The organism is Rhodanobacter sp. FW106-PBR-R2A-2-24, from assembly GCF_058789615.1.
Map to the genome: position 1 here is coordinate 1,642,317 of NZ_JBYTBV010000002.1, position 15,944 is coordinate 1,658,260.

At 68.3% G+C, this 15,944-nt stretch carries 17 protein-coding genes and 1 other RNA gene; 11 read left to right on the forward strand and 7 right to left on the reverse strand.

The window, feature by feature from the left end; translation table 11 throughout:
• Positions 1-5 precede the first annotated feature (5 nt).
• Both AC3WQA_RS08800 and AC3WQA_RS08805 read right to left on the reverse strand, forming a co-directional pair.
• The gene (locus AC3WQA_RS08800) at positions 6-1,346 is read right to left on the reverse strand and encodes an aminopeptidase P N-terminal domain-containing protein (RefSeq protein ID WP_492674691.1); all 1,341 of its coding nucleotides are present in this window, start codon (positions 1,344-1,346) and stop codon (positions 6-8) included.
• Entirely contained in the window at positions 1,343-1,909 is a 567-nt protein-coding gene (locus AC3WQA_RS08805) for a UPF0149 family protein (protein WP_492674692.1), read from the reverse strand. The genes AC3WQA_RS08800 and AC3WQA_RS08805 overlap by 4 nt, the downstream gene beginning before the upstream one ends.
• Before the next feature lie 79 nt (positions 1,910-1,988).
• Between AC3WQA_RS08805 and AC3WQA_RS08810 the strand changes: the two genes are divergently transcribed.
• The 5 genes from AC3WQA_RS08810 to AC3WQA_RS08830 all read left to right on the forward strand — a co-directional run bounded on the left by AC3WQA_RS08810 (position 1,989) and on the right by AC3WQA_RS08830 (position 3,906).
• Positions 1,989-2,228 (forward strand): TIGR02449 family protein, encoded by a 240-nt coding sequence (locus AC3WQA_RS08810; RefSeq protein WP_492674693.1) that lies wholly within the window; start codon positions 1,989-1,991, stop codon positions 2,226-2,228.
• A gap of 4 nt (positions 2,229-2,232) precedes the next feature.
• A complete protein-coding gene (locus AC3WQA_RS08815; protein WP_492674694.1) occupies positions 2,233-2,583 on the forward strand; it encodes a cell division protein ZapA in 351 nt (116 codons plus the stop codon).
• Between the two features lie 11 nt (positions 2,584-2,594).
• Positions 2,595-2,781: non-coding RNA, 6S RNA (ssrS, locus tag AC3WQA_RS08820), on the forward strand.
• 64 nt (positions 2,782-2,845) lie between these two features.
• Positions 2,846-3,457, forward strand: a complete 612-nt coding sequence (locus AC3WQA_RS08825) for a 5-formyltetrahydrofolate cyclo-ligase (protein WP_492674695.1) — start codon at positions 2,846-2,848, stop codon at positions 3,455-3,457.
• Positions 3,454-3,906 (forward strand): EVE domain-containing protein, encoded by a 453-nt coding sequence (locus AC3WQA_RS08830; protein WP_492674696.1) that lies wholly within the window; start codon positions 3,454-3,456, stop codon positions 3,904-3,906. Before AC3WQA_RS08825 ends, AC3WQA_RS08830 begins: the two co-directional genes overlap by 4 nt.
• A 103-nt stretch (positions 3,907-4,009) precedes the next feature.
• Here the strand turns inward: AC3WQA_RS08830 and AC3WQA_RS08835 are convergent, their stop codons facing one another.
• Entirely contained in the window at positions 4,010-5,314 is a 1,305-nt protein-coding gene (locus AC3WQA_RS08835; RefSeq protein ID WP_492674697.1) for an aspartyl/asparaginyl beta-hydroxylase domain-containing protein, read from the reverse strand.
• A 196-nt stretch (positions 5,315-5,510) separates the two neighbouring features.
• On the opposite strand from AC3WQA_RS08835, the gene AC3WQA_RS08840 reads away from it, so the two are divergent.
• The 4 genes from AC3WQA_RS08840 to AC3WQA_RS08855 are packed head-to-tail and all read left to right on the forward strand — an operon-like array spanning position 5,511 to position 9,085.
• Complete coding sequence (locus tag AC3WQA_RS08840) at positions 5,511-5,837, forward strand: hypothetical protein (protein ID WP_492674698.1); 327 nt, start codon at positions 5,511-5,513, stop codon at positions 5,835-5,837.
• Between the two features lie 27 nt (positions 5,838-5,864).
• Positions 5,865-7,460, forward strand: coding sequence for a tetratricopeptide repeat-containing sulfotransferase family protein (locus AC3WQA_RS08845; RefSeq protein ID WP_492674699.1), 1,596 nt, complete (start codon positions 5,865-5,867; stop codon positions 7,458-7,460).
• 57 nt (positions 7,461-7,517) lie between these two features.
• Positions 7,518-8,051, forward strand: a complete 534-nt coding sequence (locus AC3WQA_RS08850; RefSeq protein WP_492674700.1) for a tetratricopeptide repeat protein — start codon at positions 7,518-7,520, stop codon at positions 8,049-8,051.
• A 26-nt stretch (positions 8,052-8,077) separates the two neighbouring features.
• Positions 8,078-9,085: a sulfotransferase family protein gene (locus tag AC3WQA_RS08855; protein ID WP_492674701.1), complete on the forward strand. Its 1,008-nt coding sequence runs from the start codon at positions 8,078-8,080 to the stop codon at positions 9,083-9,085.
• A gap of 257 nt (positions 9,086-9,342) precedes the next feature.
• Here the strand turns inward: AC3WQA_RS08855 and AC3WQA_RS08860 are convergent, their stop codons facing one another.
• The gene (locus AC3WQA_RS08860; RefSeq protein ID WP_492674702.1) at positions 9,343-10,134 is read right to left on the reverse strand and encodes an AMP nucleosidase; all 792 of its coding nucleotides are present in this window, start codon (positions 10,132-10,134) and stop codon (positions 9,343-9,345) included.
• Positions 10,135-10,289: 155 nt separating this feature from the next.
• Between AC3WQA_RS08860 and AC3WQA_RS08865 the strand changes: the two genes are divergently transcribed.
• Positions 10,290-11,234 carry a DegV family protein gene (locus AC3WQA_RS08865; protein ID WP_492674703.1) on the forward strand — a complete coding sequence of 315 codons (945 nt, stop codon included), beginning with the start codon at positions 10,290-10,292 and terminating at the stop codon, positions 11,232-11,234.
• Positions 11,235-11,243: 9 nt separating this feature from the next.
• Here the strand turns inward: AC3WQA_RS08865 and AC3WQA_RS08870 are convergent, their stop codons facing one another.
• A complete protein-coding gene (locus tag AC3WQA_RS08870) occupies positions 11,244-12,023 on the reverse strand; it encodes an SDR family oxidoreductase (protein WP_492674704.1) in 780 nt (259 codons plus the stop codon).
• A gap of 81 nt (positions 12,024-12,104) precedes the next feature.
• Between AC3WQA_RS08870 and AC3WQA_RS08875 the strand changes: the two genes are divergently transcribed.
• On the forward strand, positions 12,105-12,332 hold the full coding sequence (locus AC3WQA_RS08875; RefSeq protein WP_492674705.1) for a hypothetical protein: 228 nt from the start codon (positions 12,105-12,107) through the stop codon (positions 12,330-12,332).
• 66 nt (positions 12,333-12,398) lie between these two features.
• Here the strand turns inward: AC3WQA_RS08875 and sppA are convergent, their stop codons facing one another.
• Both sppA and AC3WQA_RS08885 read right to left on the reverse strand, forming a co-directional pair.
• Positions 12,399-14,300, reverse strand: coding sequence for a signal peptide peptidase SppA (gene sppA, locus AC3WQA_RS08880; RefSeq protein WP_492674706.1), 1,902 nt, complete (start codon positions 14,298-14,300; stop codon positions 12,399-12,401).
• A gap of 216 nt (positions 14,301-14,516) precedes the next feature.
• Positions 14,517-15,914 carry an MATE family efflux transporter gene (locus AC3WQA_RS08885; protein WP_492674707.1) on the reverse strand — a complete coding sequence of 466 codons (1,398 nt, stop codon included), beginning with the start codon at positions 15,912-15,914 and terminating at the stop codon, positions 14,517-14,519.
• Positions 15,915-15,944: the final 30 nt, after the last annotated feature.

Here is a 15,944-nt window from a genome sequence, read left to right on the forward strand (position 1 = left end):
GGTGGTCAGCGTGCGGCGAGCAGTGCTTCGATCTCCTCGGCGTCTTTCGGTACCGGAGCGCTCAGCACCTCGCAGCCCCCCGCGGTCACCGCCACGTCGTCCTCGATGCGAATGCCGATGCCGCGCCAGCGTTCGTCCACACTGGCCTCGTCGCCTGGCACGTAGATGCCCGGCTCCACCGTCACCACCATGCCCGCTTCGAGCACGCGCGAGGCGCCGTCGATGCGGTAGTCGCCCACGTCGTGCACGTCCAGTCCCAGCCAGTGGCCGGTCTTGGCGGGGAAGAAACGCTTGTAGGTTTCTCCGGCGATGGCGTCGTCGGCACAACCCTTGAGCAGGCCCAGCGCACACAGGCCTTCGGCGATCACGCGCACGGCGGCATGGTGGGCGGCGTCGAAGGGCTGGCCCGGGCGTACTTCGTCGATGGCGGCGAGTTGGGCGGCCAGCACCACCTCGTACAGCGCGCGTTGCTCACGGCTGTAGCGGCCATTGACCGGGATGCTGCGGCTGACGTCGCTGGCGTAGCAGTCCAGCTCCGCGCCCGCGTCGATCAACAGCAGGTCGCCCGCCTCCAGCCGCGCGCGGTTGTGCTGGTAGTGCATCGTGCAGGCGTTGCTGCCGGCGGCGACGATGGGCGTGAAGGCGGGCACCGCGCCGCGCACGCGCAGCGCATGCAGCAGCTCGGCCTCCACCTCGTATTCGTGGCGGCCCGGCACGGCAGCGCGCCAGGCGGCGAGATGCGCCTCGGCGGCGATGCCGGCGGCGGCGCGCATCAGTTTCAGTTCGGCACGCGACTTGTACAGGCGCAGGTCGTGCAGCAGATGGCCCAGCGCGACGAACTCCTTTGGCACCACGCCGCCGCCGCGCAGCTGGCGCAGGCGGCGCATCCAGCCCAGCAGCTGGGCATCGAACGCGGGCTCGCGGCCGAAGTGGCAGTACACGCGCGCGCGGCCTTCGATCATGCCGGGCAGGATGTCGTCGATGTCGTCGATCGGGAACGCGTCGTCCATGCCGTAGTCGGCCACCGCGCACTCGGTGCCGATCGAGCGGCCGTGCCAGCGCGCCTGCTCGGCGTCGCGCTCGCGGCAGAACAGCACCGCCTCGCCGTGCAGGCGGCCGGGCAACAGCGCCAGCACGGCGTCGGGCTCGGGAAAGCCGGCGAGGTAGTGGAAGTCCGAATCCTGCCGGTACGGCCAGGTGGCGTCGGCGTTGCGCGTGCGCTCGGGAGCGGCGGCGACCAGCAGCACCGCGTCCGTGCCGGCCATCGCCATCAGCTGGCGGCGGCGGCGGGCGTATTCCTCGCCCGCGACAGCCGGCGCGGCGACATGGCCGGACGCGGCGTTCAATGCAGGCGGTCGCCGCCGGAGCGACGGTGGCCGGCGGCCTCGGCATGCAACGTGAGCGCGCCCACGCGCAAGAACTCCTGCAGCTCGATCAATGCGTCCTCGTCCTCCGCGGCGTCGCCGAAGTCGAAGCTTGCGCCGGCGATGGTGGCGAAATCGCGCAGCACCTCGCGGGCGTCATCCGACAAGCCGGCGTGCGCCTCGGCACCGGCCAGGCCAAAGCCGCCGAGGAAGCCCCGGCACCACTGCCCCACCGCCTCGGCGCGCTCGGCCAGCGGGCGGTCGTCGGCCGGCAGCAGGGCTTCGAAGCCCAGTTCATCGTCATCCAATGCCTCGCGGCATTGCGCCAGCAAGGCCTCCAGCGCGGCCTGATCGACGGGCGTCAGCACAGGCGCTTCCGTCCCTTCCAGTTGCAGCACCGCCAACAGGTTGCCGCCATGCGCCGCGGCGCCGCCGGCGAGGTAGCCGCACAGCGAACCGTGCAGCTCGCTGGCATCCACGCCAAGGCGCAGGCGCACCACCAGCGCATCCAGATCGTCGTGATGGAGCGGTTCGGCAGATGGCATGGCGGATTCCTGCGACGGGACGGCCATTCTACGACAGCCGTACCGCTTGCCCGGCCATCGTACTGCTATAGTTTTGCCCATGAACGCCATCGAACCCGTCTCGTCCGACGCCATCGCGCAGGAGCTGGAAGCGCTGGGCCGTCAGGTCGACCGCCTGCTCGACACCGTGCGTCGGCTCAGCGAGGAAAACCGCGGCTTGCGCCACAGCCAGGAGCAGCTCGCCGGCGAGCGCGCCAGTCTGCTGGCACGCAACGAGCACGCGCGCGGCCGGGTCGAAGCGATGATCCAGCGCCTGAAATCGCTTGAAGGCCACGGCTGAATCCATGAGTGACGCCCACGGCAACACCCCGGTCGCGCTGCGGTTGATCGACCGCGAATTCCTGATCGCCTGCGCGCCCGAAGAGCGCGCGGGCCTGATGGAGGCCGCCAGCTTCCTCGACCAAAAGATGCGCGAGCTGCGCGCCAACACGCGCGCGCCCAGCTTCGAACGCCTCGCCGTGCTTACGGCAGTGAGCGTGGCGCACGAATTGCTCGCCTTGCGCAAGCAACTGGACGGCCACGACCAGCGTACCGCCGACCAACTGGCCAGCCTGCGCCGTCGGCTGGACAACGCGCTGGAGACCGCCGCATCGCAACAACGCGAAACGGTGACAGGTGCCCCCGCGAAGGCCTAAACTAACCCCGGCGTTTTCTGCGGTGCTCGCCAGCACACTCTTACATTTGCCTTGTTCCTAAATACGGCCCCGGGTCGGCTTTTCATCGGCTGTTGTGCATGTCCGCCACGTGCGGAAAGCCTTGAGGTCATGTAGCCCTCCCACCTGATCCATCGTGGATCAAGGTCGTTTGGTGGGCAGCGGCATCGCGGTTGACGCCACCACTTCCACGCCCCGTTCGTCGGCCGATGAACGGGGCGTTCTTCGATGGAGACAACGCCTCGTGGACGCCACCGCCCAGCGCCAAAGCCTGCGCGAACAGATGGCCGCACGCCGCCGCGCGCTGCCGCCGCCGGCGCGCATGGCCGCCGCGCAAGGCCTGCGCCGTTCGTTGGAGACGCTGCCCGAATACCTCACCGACCAGCGCGTGGCCGGCTACTGGGCCACCGGCGGCGAACTGCCGCTGAACCTGGTGATCCCGCCGCTGGCCACGCGCGGCCAGCGCTTCCTGCTGCCGCTGCTGGCCAAGGGCAAGGAGCTGCACTTCGCCCCTTGGCGCGACGGCGAACCCATCGCGCCCAATCGCTACGGCATCCCCGAACCGGTGGCGCCGCGCGAATGGTTCGCGCCCTTCCAGCTCGACCTGGTGCTGGTGCCCCTGCTGGCCTTCGACCGTCGCGGCCATCGCCTCGGCCATGGCGGCGGCTGGTACGACCGCAGCTTCGCCTTCCTGAAGGAGCAGACCCGCCCCACCGAGCCACTGCTGGTGGGCGTGGGCTATGCCTTCCAGGAAGTCGACCGGCTCGACGCGGAGCCCTGGGATGTGGCGCTGGACTACATCGCCACCGAACACGAACTGATCGACTGCCACGCCGCCATGGAGGAAGACGCATGAACCACTGGCTGATGAAGTCCGAACCCGACGCCTTCTCCATCGACGACCTCAAGCGCAAGCAGCAGGAAGCCTGGGACGGCGTGCGCAACTACCAGGCACGCAACTACATGCGCGACGACATGCGCGTCGGCGACAAGGTGTTCTTCTATCACTCCAACTGCGCCGAACCCGGCATCGTCGGCATCGCCAAGGTCGCCACCGACGCCTATCCCGACCCCAGCCAGTTCGACCCGAAGAGCAAATACTTCGACGCCGGCAGCTCGCGCGACAACCCGCGCTGGATGCTGGTGGACGTGAAGTTCGTGAAGAAGCTCAAGCGCACCATCACGCTGAAGGAACTCCAGCTCGATCCCGCGCTCGACGGCATGGTGCTGCTGCGCAAGGGCAGCCGGCTGTCGGTGCAGCCGGTGGAGGCAGGGCAGTGGGATCACATACTCGGGCTGGAGTGAGGTCGCCGGCACGCGGCGACATCCCGAACCATCCCGAACCATCCCGAGCCATCCCGAACCAGCCCAGATCAGCCCATGCAGGCCGGCCCTCACGGCTTCGCGCTCAATCCGTCGGCAACTCGCAGCTGCGGTTGAAGTCGCCGATGCCGGCCACCAGCGCCGTCACGGCCTCGCGCTCGGCCAGGGTGAGGTCGGGATTCCACAGATCCATGATGAGCACCACGCGGGTCTGCTCGCTGCGGTTCCAGGCCTCGTGCACGAAGGTGTCGTCGAAGGTGACGCTGCGGCCCTCCTGCCAGACGTGCAGCTCGCCCCCCACGCTGATGGCGCAATCCTTCGGCACGATCAGCGGCAGGTGGGTGACCAGCCGGGTGTTGGTGACGCCCTGGTGAGGCAGGATGTGCGAACCCGGCTTCAGCACCGAGAACAGCGCCTCCGGGCCGTGCTCGCGGATACGCGACAACGGCATCCGGTCGATCACCCCGGTGGTCTGCGGGCAGCTGGCGCAATGCGCGTCGTAGCGTTTGCCGTGGCGATAGAAGAAGAACCCGTCCCAGGCCGCCGGTTGCGACCCCGAGCCGCGCAGCATGGTGTCCATCTGCTCCTGGCTGTCGGCCGTCAAGAAGGCCTCCAGCTCCTGCGGCTGCTCCAGCACCGCGCGCAGCTCCTTGCGGATCGCGTCGGTGGCCGCCTCCAGCGCCTCCCGCTCCGGAAAGCGTTCGCGCGGGTAGTAGGTCTGGCTGGGAATGCCGGGAAAATAGAGAAACCTCGGCCGCTGGCGCGGATCGGGCAGGTTGGCCGGCTGCTCGTTCAGGTAGATTGCCAGGCATTGCTCGACCCGCTGCATCTCGGAGCGACCGTAGCGCTCGCGCAGCGGTTCCAGCAGGCCGCTGAACAACGCGCGCCGGCCGGTGTTCACGAAACCGATGGCATGCCGCACCGCCTCACGCACACCCGTCGCCGTGGTGTCGTCGCTGAGCCAGCGCCCCTTGGCCTGCGCCGCGTTGATGGCGACGGAATAGGCCACCAGCGCTTCGTGCGTGCGACCTTCATGCTCCAGCGCGACCCCCAGCCGGAGGCGCGCCACGAAGGCCTGCGGCGACAGGGCCACGGCCTGCGCAAGGGGATCGACGGCTCCGGCGTAGTCGCCCTCCAGCATGCGCGCCACGCCCAGCTGATGCAGTACGCCGGGCTCACGTGGATGCACGCGCCGCGCCACCAGCAGGCGTTCGATCGCCTTGCCGGGCTCGCCCTTGGCGAGCTGACGCGCGGCGAGGAACTGCAGCGCCTCCAGGTCATCCGGCTCGACATCCAGCCATCGCGTGTAAGCCTGCTCGGCCACGACTTCGTCGCCGTGTTCGAGGGCAAAACGGGCACGCTCACGCGGATTCATGGCGGAAGGCGACATCGGCTGGTTCATGGTGTGGACTACCGCCCCGTAGTGAGCCGTCCGGCGAACAGTAACGAACCTGAACGTCCAAGTTTAGTGGGCACACTTAACCAACGAAGGGCGCCAAAACTACAGACGAATTGTTGCTTTATTGCCAGCAGCAAAACTACCAAAGCTTTGGCAGTATCATCGGCTCCTTTTCTCGAAGCCCTCCATGCTTCCAGGTAACGCCACCCGCGCATGTGTCGAAAGCCGGCTCAAGGCGCACGGCGTGGCGTTGTTCATGAAGGGCGGCCGCCACGCGCCAGCCTACGGCTGCTCCGCTGCCGCGCGCACTGACCCGCCTGCGCTGCCGCAGGCGCGCATCTTCGAGGCCGAAGGCTTCGGGGCTATCATCCCTTCCGAAGGCGCTGGACTCGCCCTTACCTGCCAGCACGATATCCCCAGTCCAGGCGTGGCCGGACACCGCGCCGCGCGTGGCTTCATCCAGGTGCACGGCATGCAGATCGGGATGGAAACGTGGGCAGTGGGCGGCGCTTGAGCGCAACTTCCCACGGAACCCGCCGCCATGACCACGCCGCCTTCCAAACCAGAGATCAGCATGGCCGTATCCCGGCACCTGCACGAGGCACGCAGGGCGCTGAGCTTTGGCCAGACCGCGCCTGCGCGGCAATGGCTGGCGCAGGCGCAGGTTCTGGCGCCCGACGACGCGGAGGCCCATCGCCTGCTCGGCGTCGCTGCCCTGATGGACGGCGACAACGCGCAGGCCATCGGCTACCTGCGCCGCGCGCTTGCCGCGCGCCCGAACGACGCCACCCTCCACATGACGCTGGGCAATGCTCTGGTTGAGAGTGGCGAGGCCGACATTGGCCTGGCCAGCCTGCAACGCGCCTGCGAACTCGCCCGCGACGATGCAACGATCTGGTACAACCTCGGCCGCGCGTTGCAAGTGTCCGCCCGCCTGCAGTCAGCCGGCGCTGCGCTGCGCCACGCAGTGGAACTCGCCCCCGACTACCTCAAGGCACGCAACGCGCTGGCCACCGTGCTGACCAACCTCGGCGACGCCGCCGGCGCCGTGGCGACGCTGCGCGAGACCCTGCGCCGGCATCCCGACAATGCCGACGCCTGGTTTGCGCTGGGCAATCTCAAGATCGAGCGACTGACCGGCGACGACGCGGCCCGGTTGCGCCAGCTTTTCCGGCAGACAGGCTGCTCCGACGATGCGCGCATCCTGCTCGGCTTCACCCTCGCCAAAGCGCTGGAAGACCAGGCCGACTACCCAGCCGCCTTCGACGTGGTGCGCGAGGCGAACGCGCTGAAGCGGCGCCAGTTGTACTGGAGCCGCGACGAGGAGCGCGCCCGCGTGGAGGCCATCGCGAACGCCTTTGCGCAACCGCTGCCCGCGCCGCTGGACACCACGCTCGGGCAGGAGGTGATCTTCCTGACCTGCATGCCGCGCTCCGGCTCCACCCTGGTCGAACAAATCCTCGCATCGCACCCGCAGGTCGACGGTGGCGACGAAATCCCCGTGCTGCCCGATATCCTGGACGAGGAATCGGCGCGCCGTGGCTGTCCATTCCCGGCTTGGGTGCCTGCGGCAACCGCTGCCGACTGGCATCGTCTCGGCACGGAATACCTGGAGCGCACGCGTCAGTGGGGTCGCCGGCAGCTTCGCTTCACCGACAAGAACGTGAGCAACTGGGCCTTCGTCGGCGCCGCACTCGCAATGCTCCCCGGCGCACGCGTGGTGAACGCGCGCCGCGATCCACTGGAAACCTGCTTCGCCTGCTACCGCCAACTGTTCGCCACCGGCATCCACTTCAGCTACGAGCTGGACGACATCGTGGACTACTACACCGGCTACGCGCGACTGGGCGCACTGTGGCGGCAACGCTATCCGCAACAATACTTCGACCACGACTACGAAGCGCTGACGCAAGATGCCGAGGCACAGATCCACCGTCTGCTGCAGGCCTGCGGGCTACCCTTCGACGCCGCCTGCCTCGCCTACCACCGGACGCCCCGCCCCGTGCTGACGATCAGCTCGGCGCAAGTGCGTCAGCCGCTGCGCGGCGACACCGCGCGCGCGCCGCGTTACGGCAGCAAGCTCGACCCGTTGCGCAACCGGCTGCGTGCGGCAGGCGTGCTGCCTGCGCGGGGCTAACCCGAACGAGACGACATTCCGCCAACGCCACCTACCTCCACGAACCGATACTGCCCCATGCCACGCCCCGTCCCCCTGCGACCAACATCGGGCAGTTGCTGGCAGAGGCGAGCCGCGCACCGGGGCCAGGGCCAAGTCGATCTCGCTGAACGCGTTCTGCGGCAGGCGTTCGCCGCGCATCCCGGGCACGCCAACGCGCGATTCCTGTACGGCGTCGCCTGCTTGCCGGGCGGCGACGACGCCGCGAAAGCTGCAGGCTTCCTGCGCAAGGCCGTCGCGCAGCGTCCCGCCGACGCAAACGTGCGGATCTACCTTGGCTGCGCCCTGCACGATGCCGGACTGCTGGGCGAAGCCCTGACCCACTTGCGACGCGCCTGCGAACTGGCGCCGCAGCAAGCCTTGCCTTGGTACAACCTCGGCAAGGCGCTGAAGCAGGGCGGGCAATTGCAGGAGGCCGAGCAGGCCTTTCGCCACGCGCTGGCGCTGGACGAAGGGCACGTGCTGACGCGCGTCGGGTTGGCCAACATCGCCATCCTGCAGGGCAACATCCCGCGCGCCGTGGCCGAATACCGCCACGTGCTGCACCAGTAGCCCGGGTACGCGAAGCACGGCATGGGTTGGCCAACCTCAAGACCGAGCCGCTGGGACCAGCCGATATCGGCTCGATCCGCGCCGCGCTGAACCAGCCCGACCTGTCGCCCGACACGCGGGCCATGCTCGGCTTCAGCCTGTTCCGTGCGCTAGAAGACCAGCATGACTACGCCGACGCGTTCGCCGCGCTGCGGCAAGCCAATGCGGGCAAGCGTCGGCAAGTGGCCTGGGATGCCGTCGCCGAACGCACGCAGATCGACCACATCATGGAAGCCTTTGGCGCGCCGCTGCCTGTGCCGCCCGACCCCACACTGGGCCACGAAGTCATCTTCATCGCCAGCATGCCGCGTTCGGGCTCCATCTTGGTCGAGCACATCCTCGCCACGCATCCCGACGTCGAAGGCGCCAACGAGATTCCCGACCTGCCGCAGGTCATCGAGGACGAATCGCGACGCCGCGGCCAGCCCTTCCCGCAATGGGTCGCCGCAACCACCGACGACGACTGGCATCGGCTGGGCCAGAACTACCTCACCCGCACCGCAGGCTGGCGCGCGTATCGCCCGCGCTTCACCGACAAGAACGTCGGCAATTGGCAGCTGCTGGGCGCCGCGTGCCGCATGCTGCCCGGCACCAGGATCGTCCACTGCCACCGCGACCCGGTGGAAACCTGCTTCTCCTGCTATCGCCAATTGTTCCGGCATGGCGTGCATTACAGCTACGACCTCGACGAGATGGCGGAGCACTACCGCGACTACGAACGCCTCAGCGTATTCTGGCTGGCGCAGCATCCACAGCACATGCTGGACTTCCCCTACGAAGCCTTGATGCGTGAGCCTGAAGCACAGATCCGCCGCCTGCTCGCCTTCTGCGAACTGCCCTTCGATACCGCCTGCCTGACGCCCCACCACAGCCAACGCGAGGTACTCAGCACGGCCAGCGCGGCGCAAGTACGCGAACCCATCCGCGCCGACACGGCGCATAGCATGCCGTATGCGGTGTGGCTGCAGCCGCTCATGGACAAGCTGGTGCGTTGAAACCAACCCCACCGCTGCTTGCGGCGGTGAGGGGGCAGAAAATCGCGATTCACCAGCCGAACTTCACGCTCATAACCCGGTAACGCGGCTACTCCATCGGCATCATGAGGATCGGATCGCAGTACCCCGCACCATCCGCGCATGGTGCACCACACATTGGCATGATGCGTCTGGCTGCTGCACTTCGTGGCATCCACATGGCCGGGGATGCCTGGAGCTCGTGAACAGGTTCACTGGACTCACGAAATACCTGGCTCTCACTCCTCGCCTTCGATATCCCCGAAGCGCAAGTGCTTCACGCTGCGCCCGTTGCGGCGTACCAGCTTCAGTGCCTCGATGCCGATGCGCAAGTGCGCCTCGACGTAGTGCGTGGTGACCTGGCGGTCGCTGGCTTCGGTCTTCACCCCTTCCGGGATCATCGGCTGATCGGACACCAGCAGCAGCGCGCCGCAGGGGATCTCGTTGGCGAAGCCGGCGGCAAAGATGGTGGCCGTCTCCATATCGATGGCCATGCTGCGCGTGTGCCGCAGGGTCTCCTTGAAGGCCTCGTCGTGTTCCCACACGCGGCGGTTGGTGGTGTAGACGGTGCCGGTCCAGTAGTCGTGGCCGAGGTCGCGGATCATGGTGGAAACGCCGCGCTGCAGCTGGAAGGCCGGTAGCGCCGGTACCTCGGGCGGCAGGTAGTCGTCGCTGGTGCCCTCACCGCGGATCGCCGCGATCGGCAGGATCAGGTCGCCGAGCTGGTTCTTTCTCTTGAGTCCGCCGCACTTGCCCAGGAACAGTGCCGCCTTGGGTGCGACGGCGCTCAGCAGATCCATCACGGTGGCGGCGTTGGGGCTGCCCATGCCGAAGTTGATGAGGGTGATGCCGTCGGCAGTGGCATTGGGCATCGGGCGGTCGCGTCCGTGCACCTCCACACCGTGCCACTGCGCGAACAGATCCACGTAGTGGCCAAAATTGGTAAGCAGGATGTGCTGGCCGAAGTCCTCCAGCGACGTGCCGGTGTAGCGCGGCAACCAGTTGGCGACGATTTCATGCTTGTCTTTCATGGTTTGGAACCTGTTGCGATGCCCGCATGGCGGGAAAACCGGCGACGCCACGCCGGCAGAGTGCCGTGGATTAACGCCCTCATTATCCATGCGAAACCCGCCACGTGCGGCGGCGCACGTGCTATGTTGGTCAGGCCATTCGAGGGGGATGACATATGCGTATGGGCTTGACCATGGACGCTGCCTGCGATCTGCCGCAGGCCTTCGTGCAGGAGCACGGTATCGGCGTGCTGCCGATTACCGTCAGGGTGGACGATGAAGTCTTCAAGGACAACCGCGACCCGGCGGAAATCCAGCGCTTCATCAACCGCCGCCTGGGCAGCCGCAGCCACACGGCCGAGACCGAGCCCACCACGGCGGAAGACGTGCAGAAGCTCTTCCTGGAACGGCTGGTGCTGGAGAAGGACTGCGTGTTCTGCCTCACCATGACCGCCACCCGCAGCCCGACCCACGACAACGTGGTACGCGCCAGCTTCACCGTGCTGCGGGAATACCGCGAAGTGCGCGAGCGTGCCGGCATCCCCGGCCCGTTTCTGATGCGCGTGGTCGACACCCGCAACCTTTTCGCCGGCGCCGGGCCGGCCATCTGGGCCGCCACGCAGCTGATGGCGGCGAACGAAAACCCCGCCGTCATCCGCGAGCGCCTCAACCACATCGCCAACCACAGCTACGGCTACATGCTGCCGCGCGACCTGCACTACCTGCGCGCGCGCGCCAAGAAAAAGAACGATCGCAGCGTGGGCCTGTTCAGTGCCATGCTGGGCTCGGCGCTGGACATCAAGCCGATCCTGCGCTGCTTCCGCGGCGAAACCGGGCCGGTCGCCAAGGCGCGCGGCTTCGACCAGGGCGCGCAGATGCTGCTCGAGTACGCCGCCAAGCGCGTGCGTACCGGCCTGATCGTGCCGGTGGTGTGCGTGAGCTACGGCGGCGACATCAACGTGCTCGAACACCTGAACGGCTACGCCGCGCTCGTCGACGCCTGCAAGGAATCCGGCGTCACCTTGCTGGAAACCCCCATGAGCATCACCGGCATGGTCAACGTGGGCGAAGGCGCCTTGACCCTGGGCTTTGCCGCCGAAGAGCACGAAGCCGCGTTCTGACGGCGCGGCTCAGAACCCGTAATTGAGGAAGCCGCCGTCCACGCCCAACACCTGCCCGGTGATATAGCCGGCGGCAGGCAGGCACAGGAAGGCGACGGCGGCGGCGACGTCTTCGGGCTCCCCAATGCGGCGCAGCGGGGTACGCTCCAGCACTTCCTCCAGGTAATCCGGGTCGGCCAGCGCGTCATCGGTGCGGCGGGTGCGGATGTACCACGGCGCCACCGCATTCACCCGGATACCGTCCACGCCCCACTCGGCGGCGAGATTGCGCGTCATCTGGTGCAGCGCCGCCTTGCTCATGCCGTAAGGCGCGCCGGTGCGCACGTGGGTGATGCCGGATACCGAGCCCACGTTGACGATGGCCGCGCCGGCATGCTGCACGAGATGCGGATATGCCAGTCGGCACAACTCGAAAGCGGCGAACAGGTTGAGCTCGAAGATGGCGCGGTAATCCTCGCCGTACTCCAGCGCGGGCCGGGGCATGTTGCCGCCGGCGTTGTTGATCAGCAGGGAGGGCGACAGGCCGAGGTCCGTCGCCCAATCGAACACTGCGAGGCGATCCTCCGCCTCGGCGAGGTCGGCACCCAGCGCATAGGCCGCCACCCCGGGGTAATCCTCGGCCAACTCCTGCCGCACGGCTTCGAGATGCCCCTCGTCGCGCGCCACCAGCAGCAGGTTGGCGCCCCGCCCCGCCAGCTCGCGCGCCACCGCGAGGCCGATGCCGCGGCTGGCGCCGGTGACAAGGGCGGTGTGGCCATGGAGTTGCCAGGCGTCGGTGCGGCTGTTCATGCGCGAAAGCTTACCCGATGGCCTTGCCGGCGCGACTGCGCGGCGAGAGACTGCAGGTTCGTCACCCACGAGACGCCCAGCATGAAACGTCTACCCCTGCTGCCCTGCTTGCTGCCTTGTCTGCTGGCCCTCGCCGCCTGCTCCGGCAAACCGCCGACACCCACCGCCCAACCCACCGCCGCCAGCAGCCGGGTGGCCACGCCATGGGACGCCATGAAAGCCGACGAGCAGAAGGCCAAGGACGTGCAGAAGATGGCCGACCAGCGGGCCGAGGAGCAGCGCAAGCAGATCGAAGCGCAGTCGCAATAAGGCCGGAACTCGGAACTCGGCCATCGCCGCTGAACCATACCGAAACCCGCCGGTGAAGCGCCGCGCTCAGTGCAGCGTGCAGAGGCAGTCGGCGTAGATGTTGGGCACGCCGGCCCTGGCCTCGCGCAACAGCGACCACTCCGGCGCCAGCGCCTGCACCTGGGCGAACCACGGCGGCAGGCGCACGCCCCAGGACTGCAGGAGTTCCACCCCGGCACTCTGGTTGAAGCCGACCAGGAAGCGCTCGAACGCACTCATCGGTGCTTGCTCGAAGCGCACCGGATAGCCCCGGCCCAGCTTCGCGAGCTGCGCCGCCACGGACACCGCGTCACCAAAGCCGCCCAACTGGTCGACCAGGCCGCGATCCAGCGCCTGCCGCCCCGTCCACACGCGGCCTTGCGCGATGGCGCCGATGGCATCGAAGCTCTTGCCGCGCGCCTTGGCCACGCCGCCCACGAAGTCGCGGTAGCCCTTGTCGATGGTGGCCTGGATCACCGCGCCCACCTTGGGGTCGAGCGGACGGGTGATGTCGAAGACGCCGGCCATCGGCCCGGTGGCCACGCCGTCGCTCTGAATGCCGAACTTGGCCAGCGTGCCCGGCACCGAGTAATACATGCCGAAGATACCGATCGAGCCGGTGATGGTGTTGGGCTCGGCGAGGATGCGGTTGGCATTCATCGCGATCCAGTAGCCGCCGCTGGCGGCCACGTCGCCCATCGACACCACCACCGGGATGCCGGCCGCGCGGGTGGCCGCCACTTCGCGACGGATCTGCTCGGCGGCGTAGACCTCGCCGCCGGGCGAATCCACGCGCAGCACCAGCGCGCGGGTGCGCTTGTCCTCGCGCGCGGCGCGGATCAGCGCGGCGGTGGATTCGCCACCGATGGCGCCCGGCGGGCGCTTGCCACCGGCAATCTCGCCCTCGGCCACCACCACGGTCACCCCCGGCGCGTACAGGTTGGCACCAGGCGGCAGGTCAGCGAGGTAGTGCGGAAGATCCACCGCGCGAAAGCCGTGCCGGTTCTTCGCGGCGGGCACGCCTGCGGCGCGCAACTGCCCGGCCAGCTCGGCACGGGTGGCGGTGCCGTCGATCAGGTGTTCGTCCAGCGCGAGCTTGGCCAAGTCGCCCTGCGTGGCCATGATGGCCTGCGGCAGGTCGTCCACGTCAGTGCGCAACACCGTCGAACCGAGCTTGCGCAGGCCGGCCACCTCGTCGAGGTATTCACTCCACAAGCCGCCCATCCAGTAGCCATCGGCCTGTTTGGCGGCAGCGGACGCATGGTCGAGGATGTAGGGCTCGGCGGCACTCTTGAATTGGCCCACGCGGAACAGGTGCACGTCCACACCGAGCTTGTCGAGCAGCCCCTTGTAGAACAAGCGGTAGTTGGAAAGGCCGGTCAGCATCAGGCTGCCCTGCGGATCGAGCAACACGCGGTCGGCATGCGCGGCGAGGTAATACTGCCCCTGGTCGAGGTTCACCGCCCAGGCGGTCACCGGCTTGCCGCCGGCGCGGAAGCGATCCAGCGCCGCACCTACTTCGCGCAGCGCGGCGAAGCCGCCGGCGTGCAGGTCGCCGGGAAGCAACAGGATGCGGCCGATGCGCGGATCGCGCGCGGCGGCATCGATGGCACCCACCAAGTCGCGCAGTTGCACCTGCTTGGGCTGGCTGCCGGCCAGTCGATCCAGGGTGCGCTGCACCGGGTCGACGCTGTACTGCTCCACCAACTGCCCCTGCGGCTCCAGCACCAGCACGCTGCCCTTGGCTACCTCATGTGCGGCACGGCTGCCGGCGATACCGCCGATCACCAGCAACGACACGATCAGAAGCAGGCACAGGAACACCGCATTGACGACCACCAGCCGCAGCCCATTGATGGCACGCCCGAGGCTGCCCAGGCTGGCCCAGAAACCGCGGCGGCGCGAGGGCGGGACGGACGACGGACGAGACGGCATCGGCGGTGGCGGCATGACGGGCTTCCTTGGCGTGAAGCGCTAGCGTAGCGCTTCCCTTCCACCGCGTCAGAGCCCATGAAAAATTCGAACGTCGGCGCGCGGTGTCGCCGGATGCGTCTGGCAAGAGGCGCTGCGTGAAAACCGGGTGCAGGATGAACCCAACGACCGCCGCGCAGCGCGCCGCCGCCAGGGATGCGGCGGCCGCAGTAGACCGGCGATTTCCACAAGCCCTCAGGCCAGCGCCAGCGGCGCCTCCGCCACCAGCGCATGCCGTCGCCAGCGCTCGCGCCAGGCGCTGCGCCAGAAGCGCACGAACAGCATCACGGCGGCCACCGTCAGCCCCGCGATCAGCCCCATCCACACGCCGTGCGCACCCAAGGCTCGATGGAAACCCAGCCACCAGCCCACCGGCATGCCCACGCCCCAGTAGGCGAACAAGGTAATCAGCATCGGCACGCGGGTGTCCTTGAGCCCACGCAGCGCGCCGTTGGCCGCCACCTGGATGCCATCGGAGAACTGGAACACCCCGGCCAGCACGATCAGTTGCGCCGCCAGCGCGATCACCTTCGCATCGTGCGTGTACAACGCGGCGATCGCGTGCGGCAGGCCCAGCATCGCGCTGGCCGACATCAGCTGCGTCGCCAGCGTCAGGCCGATGCCGCAGAAACCCGCGTAGCGCACACCGCGCGCGTCGCCGCGCCCCACCGCATGGCCTACCCGCACGGTGATCGCCATGGCCAGCCCCAGCGGCACCATGAAGAACAGCGAAGCCACGTTGATCGCCACCTGGTGGCCGGCCACCGCATCCTCGCCCAGCCGGCTGATGACCAGGGTCGCGGCCACGAACAAGCCCGCCTCGGCCAAGAGCGTCACTGCCATCGGCGCACCCACGTGCAACAGCGCGCCGATGCGCCGCACGTGCGGCCACTCGAAGCGCTCCAGCAGACCCAGCCCACGGTAGTTGCGGTGCGTCAACACATAGGTGAGGAAGCCCAGCATCTCCAGCCACAGCACGGTGGCGGTGGCGATGCCGCAGCCGTGCGCGCCCTGCGGGGGAATGCCCAGCTTGCCGAACATCAGCACATAGCCCAGCGGCACCAGCAGCACCAGGCCACCGAAACCGAAGAACATCGACGGCCGCGTCAGCGACAGCCCCTCGGACAGCCCGCGCAGCGCGAAATAGCAGGTGAGCGCCGGCGCGCCCCAGCTGATCGCGGCAAGAAAGCGCGCCACGTCCGGGCGCAGGCTGGCTGTCACCCCGATCACATCCAGCAGCGGCCCGGCATGGCGCACCGCGAACCACAGCAGGGCGCCCAGCATCAGCGCCAGCCACAAGGCCTGACGGAACACGGCACCCACCTCGTGCCGACGACCGGCGCCGTCGAACTGGGCCACCGAGGGCGGCACCGCCATCATCACGCCGATGCCGGCGACGATGGCCAACGACCACACGCTGGTGCCCACCGCCACCGCGCCCAGCACATGCGCGCCGACGTGGCCCGAGAGCAGGGCGTCGATCACGTTGCTGCCCACGGCAGCCAACTGGGCGAGCATCAAGGGAATGGCGAGGCGCACGGTGGCGCCCAGTTCCTGCCGCAAGCGCGCAGGATCAGCACGAAACCAGGACATGGGGACAACTCCGGGAGCCCCCATTCTACC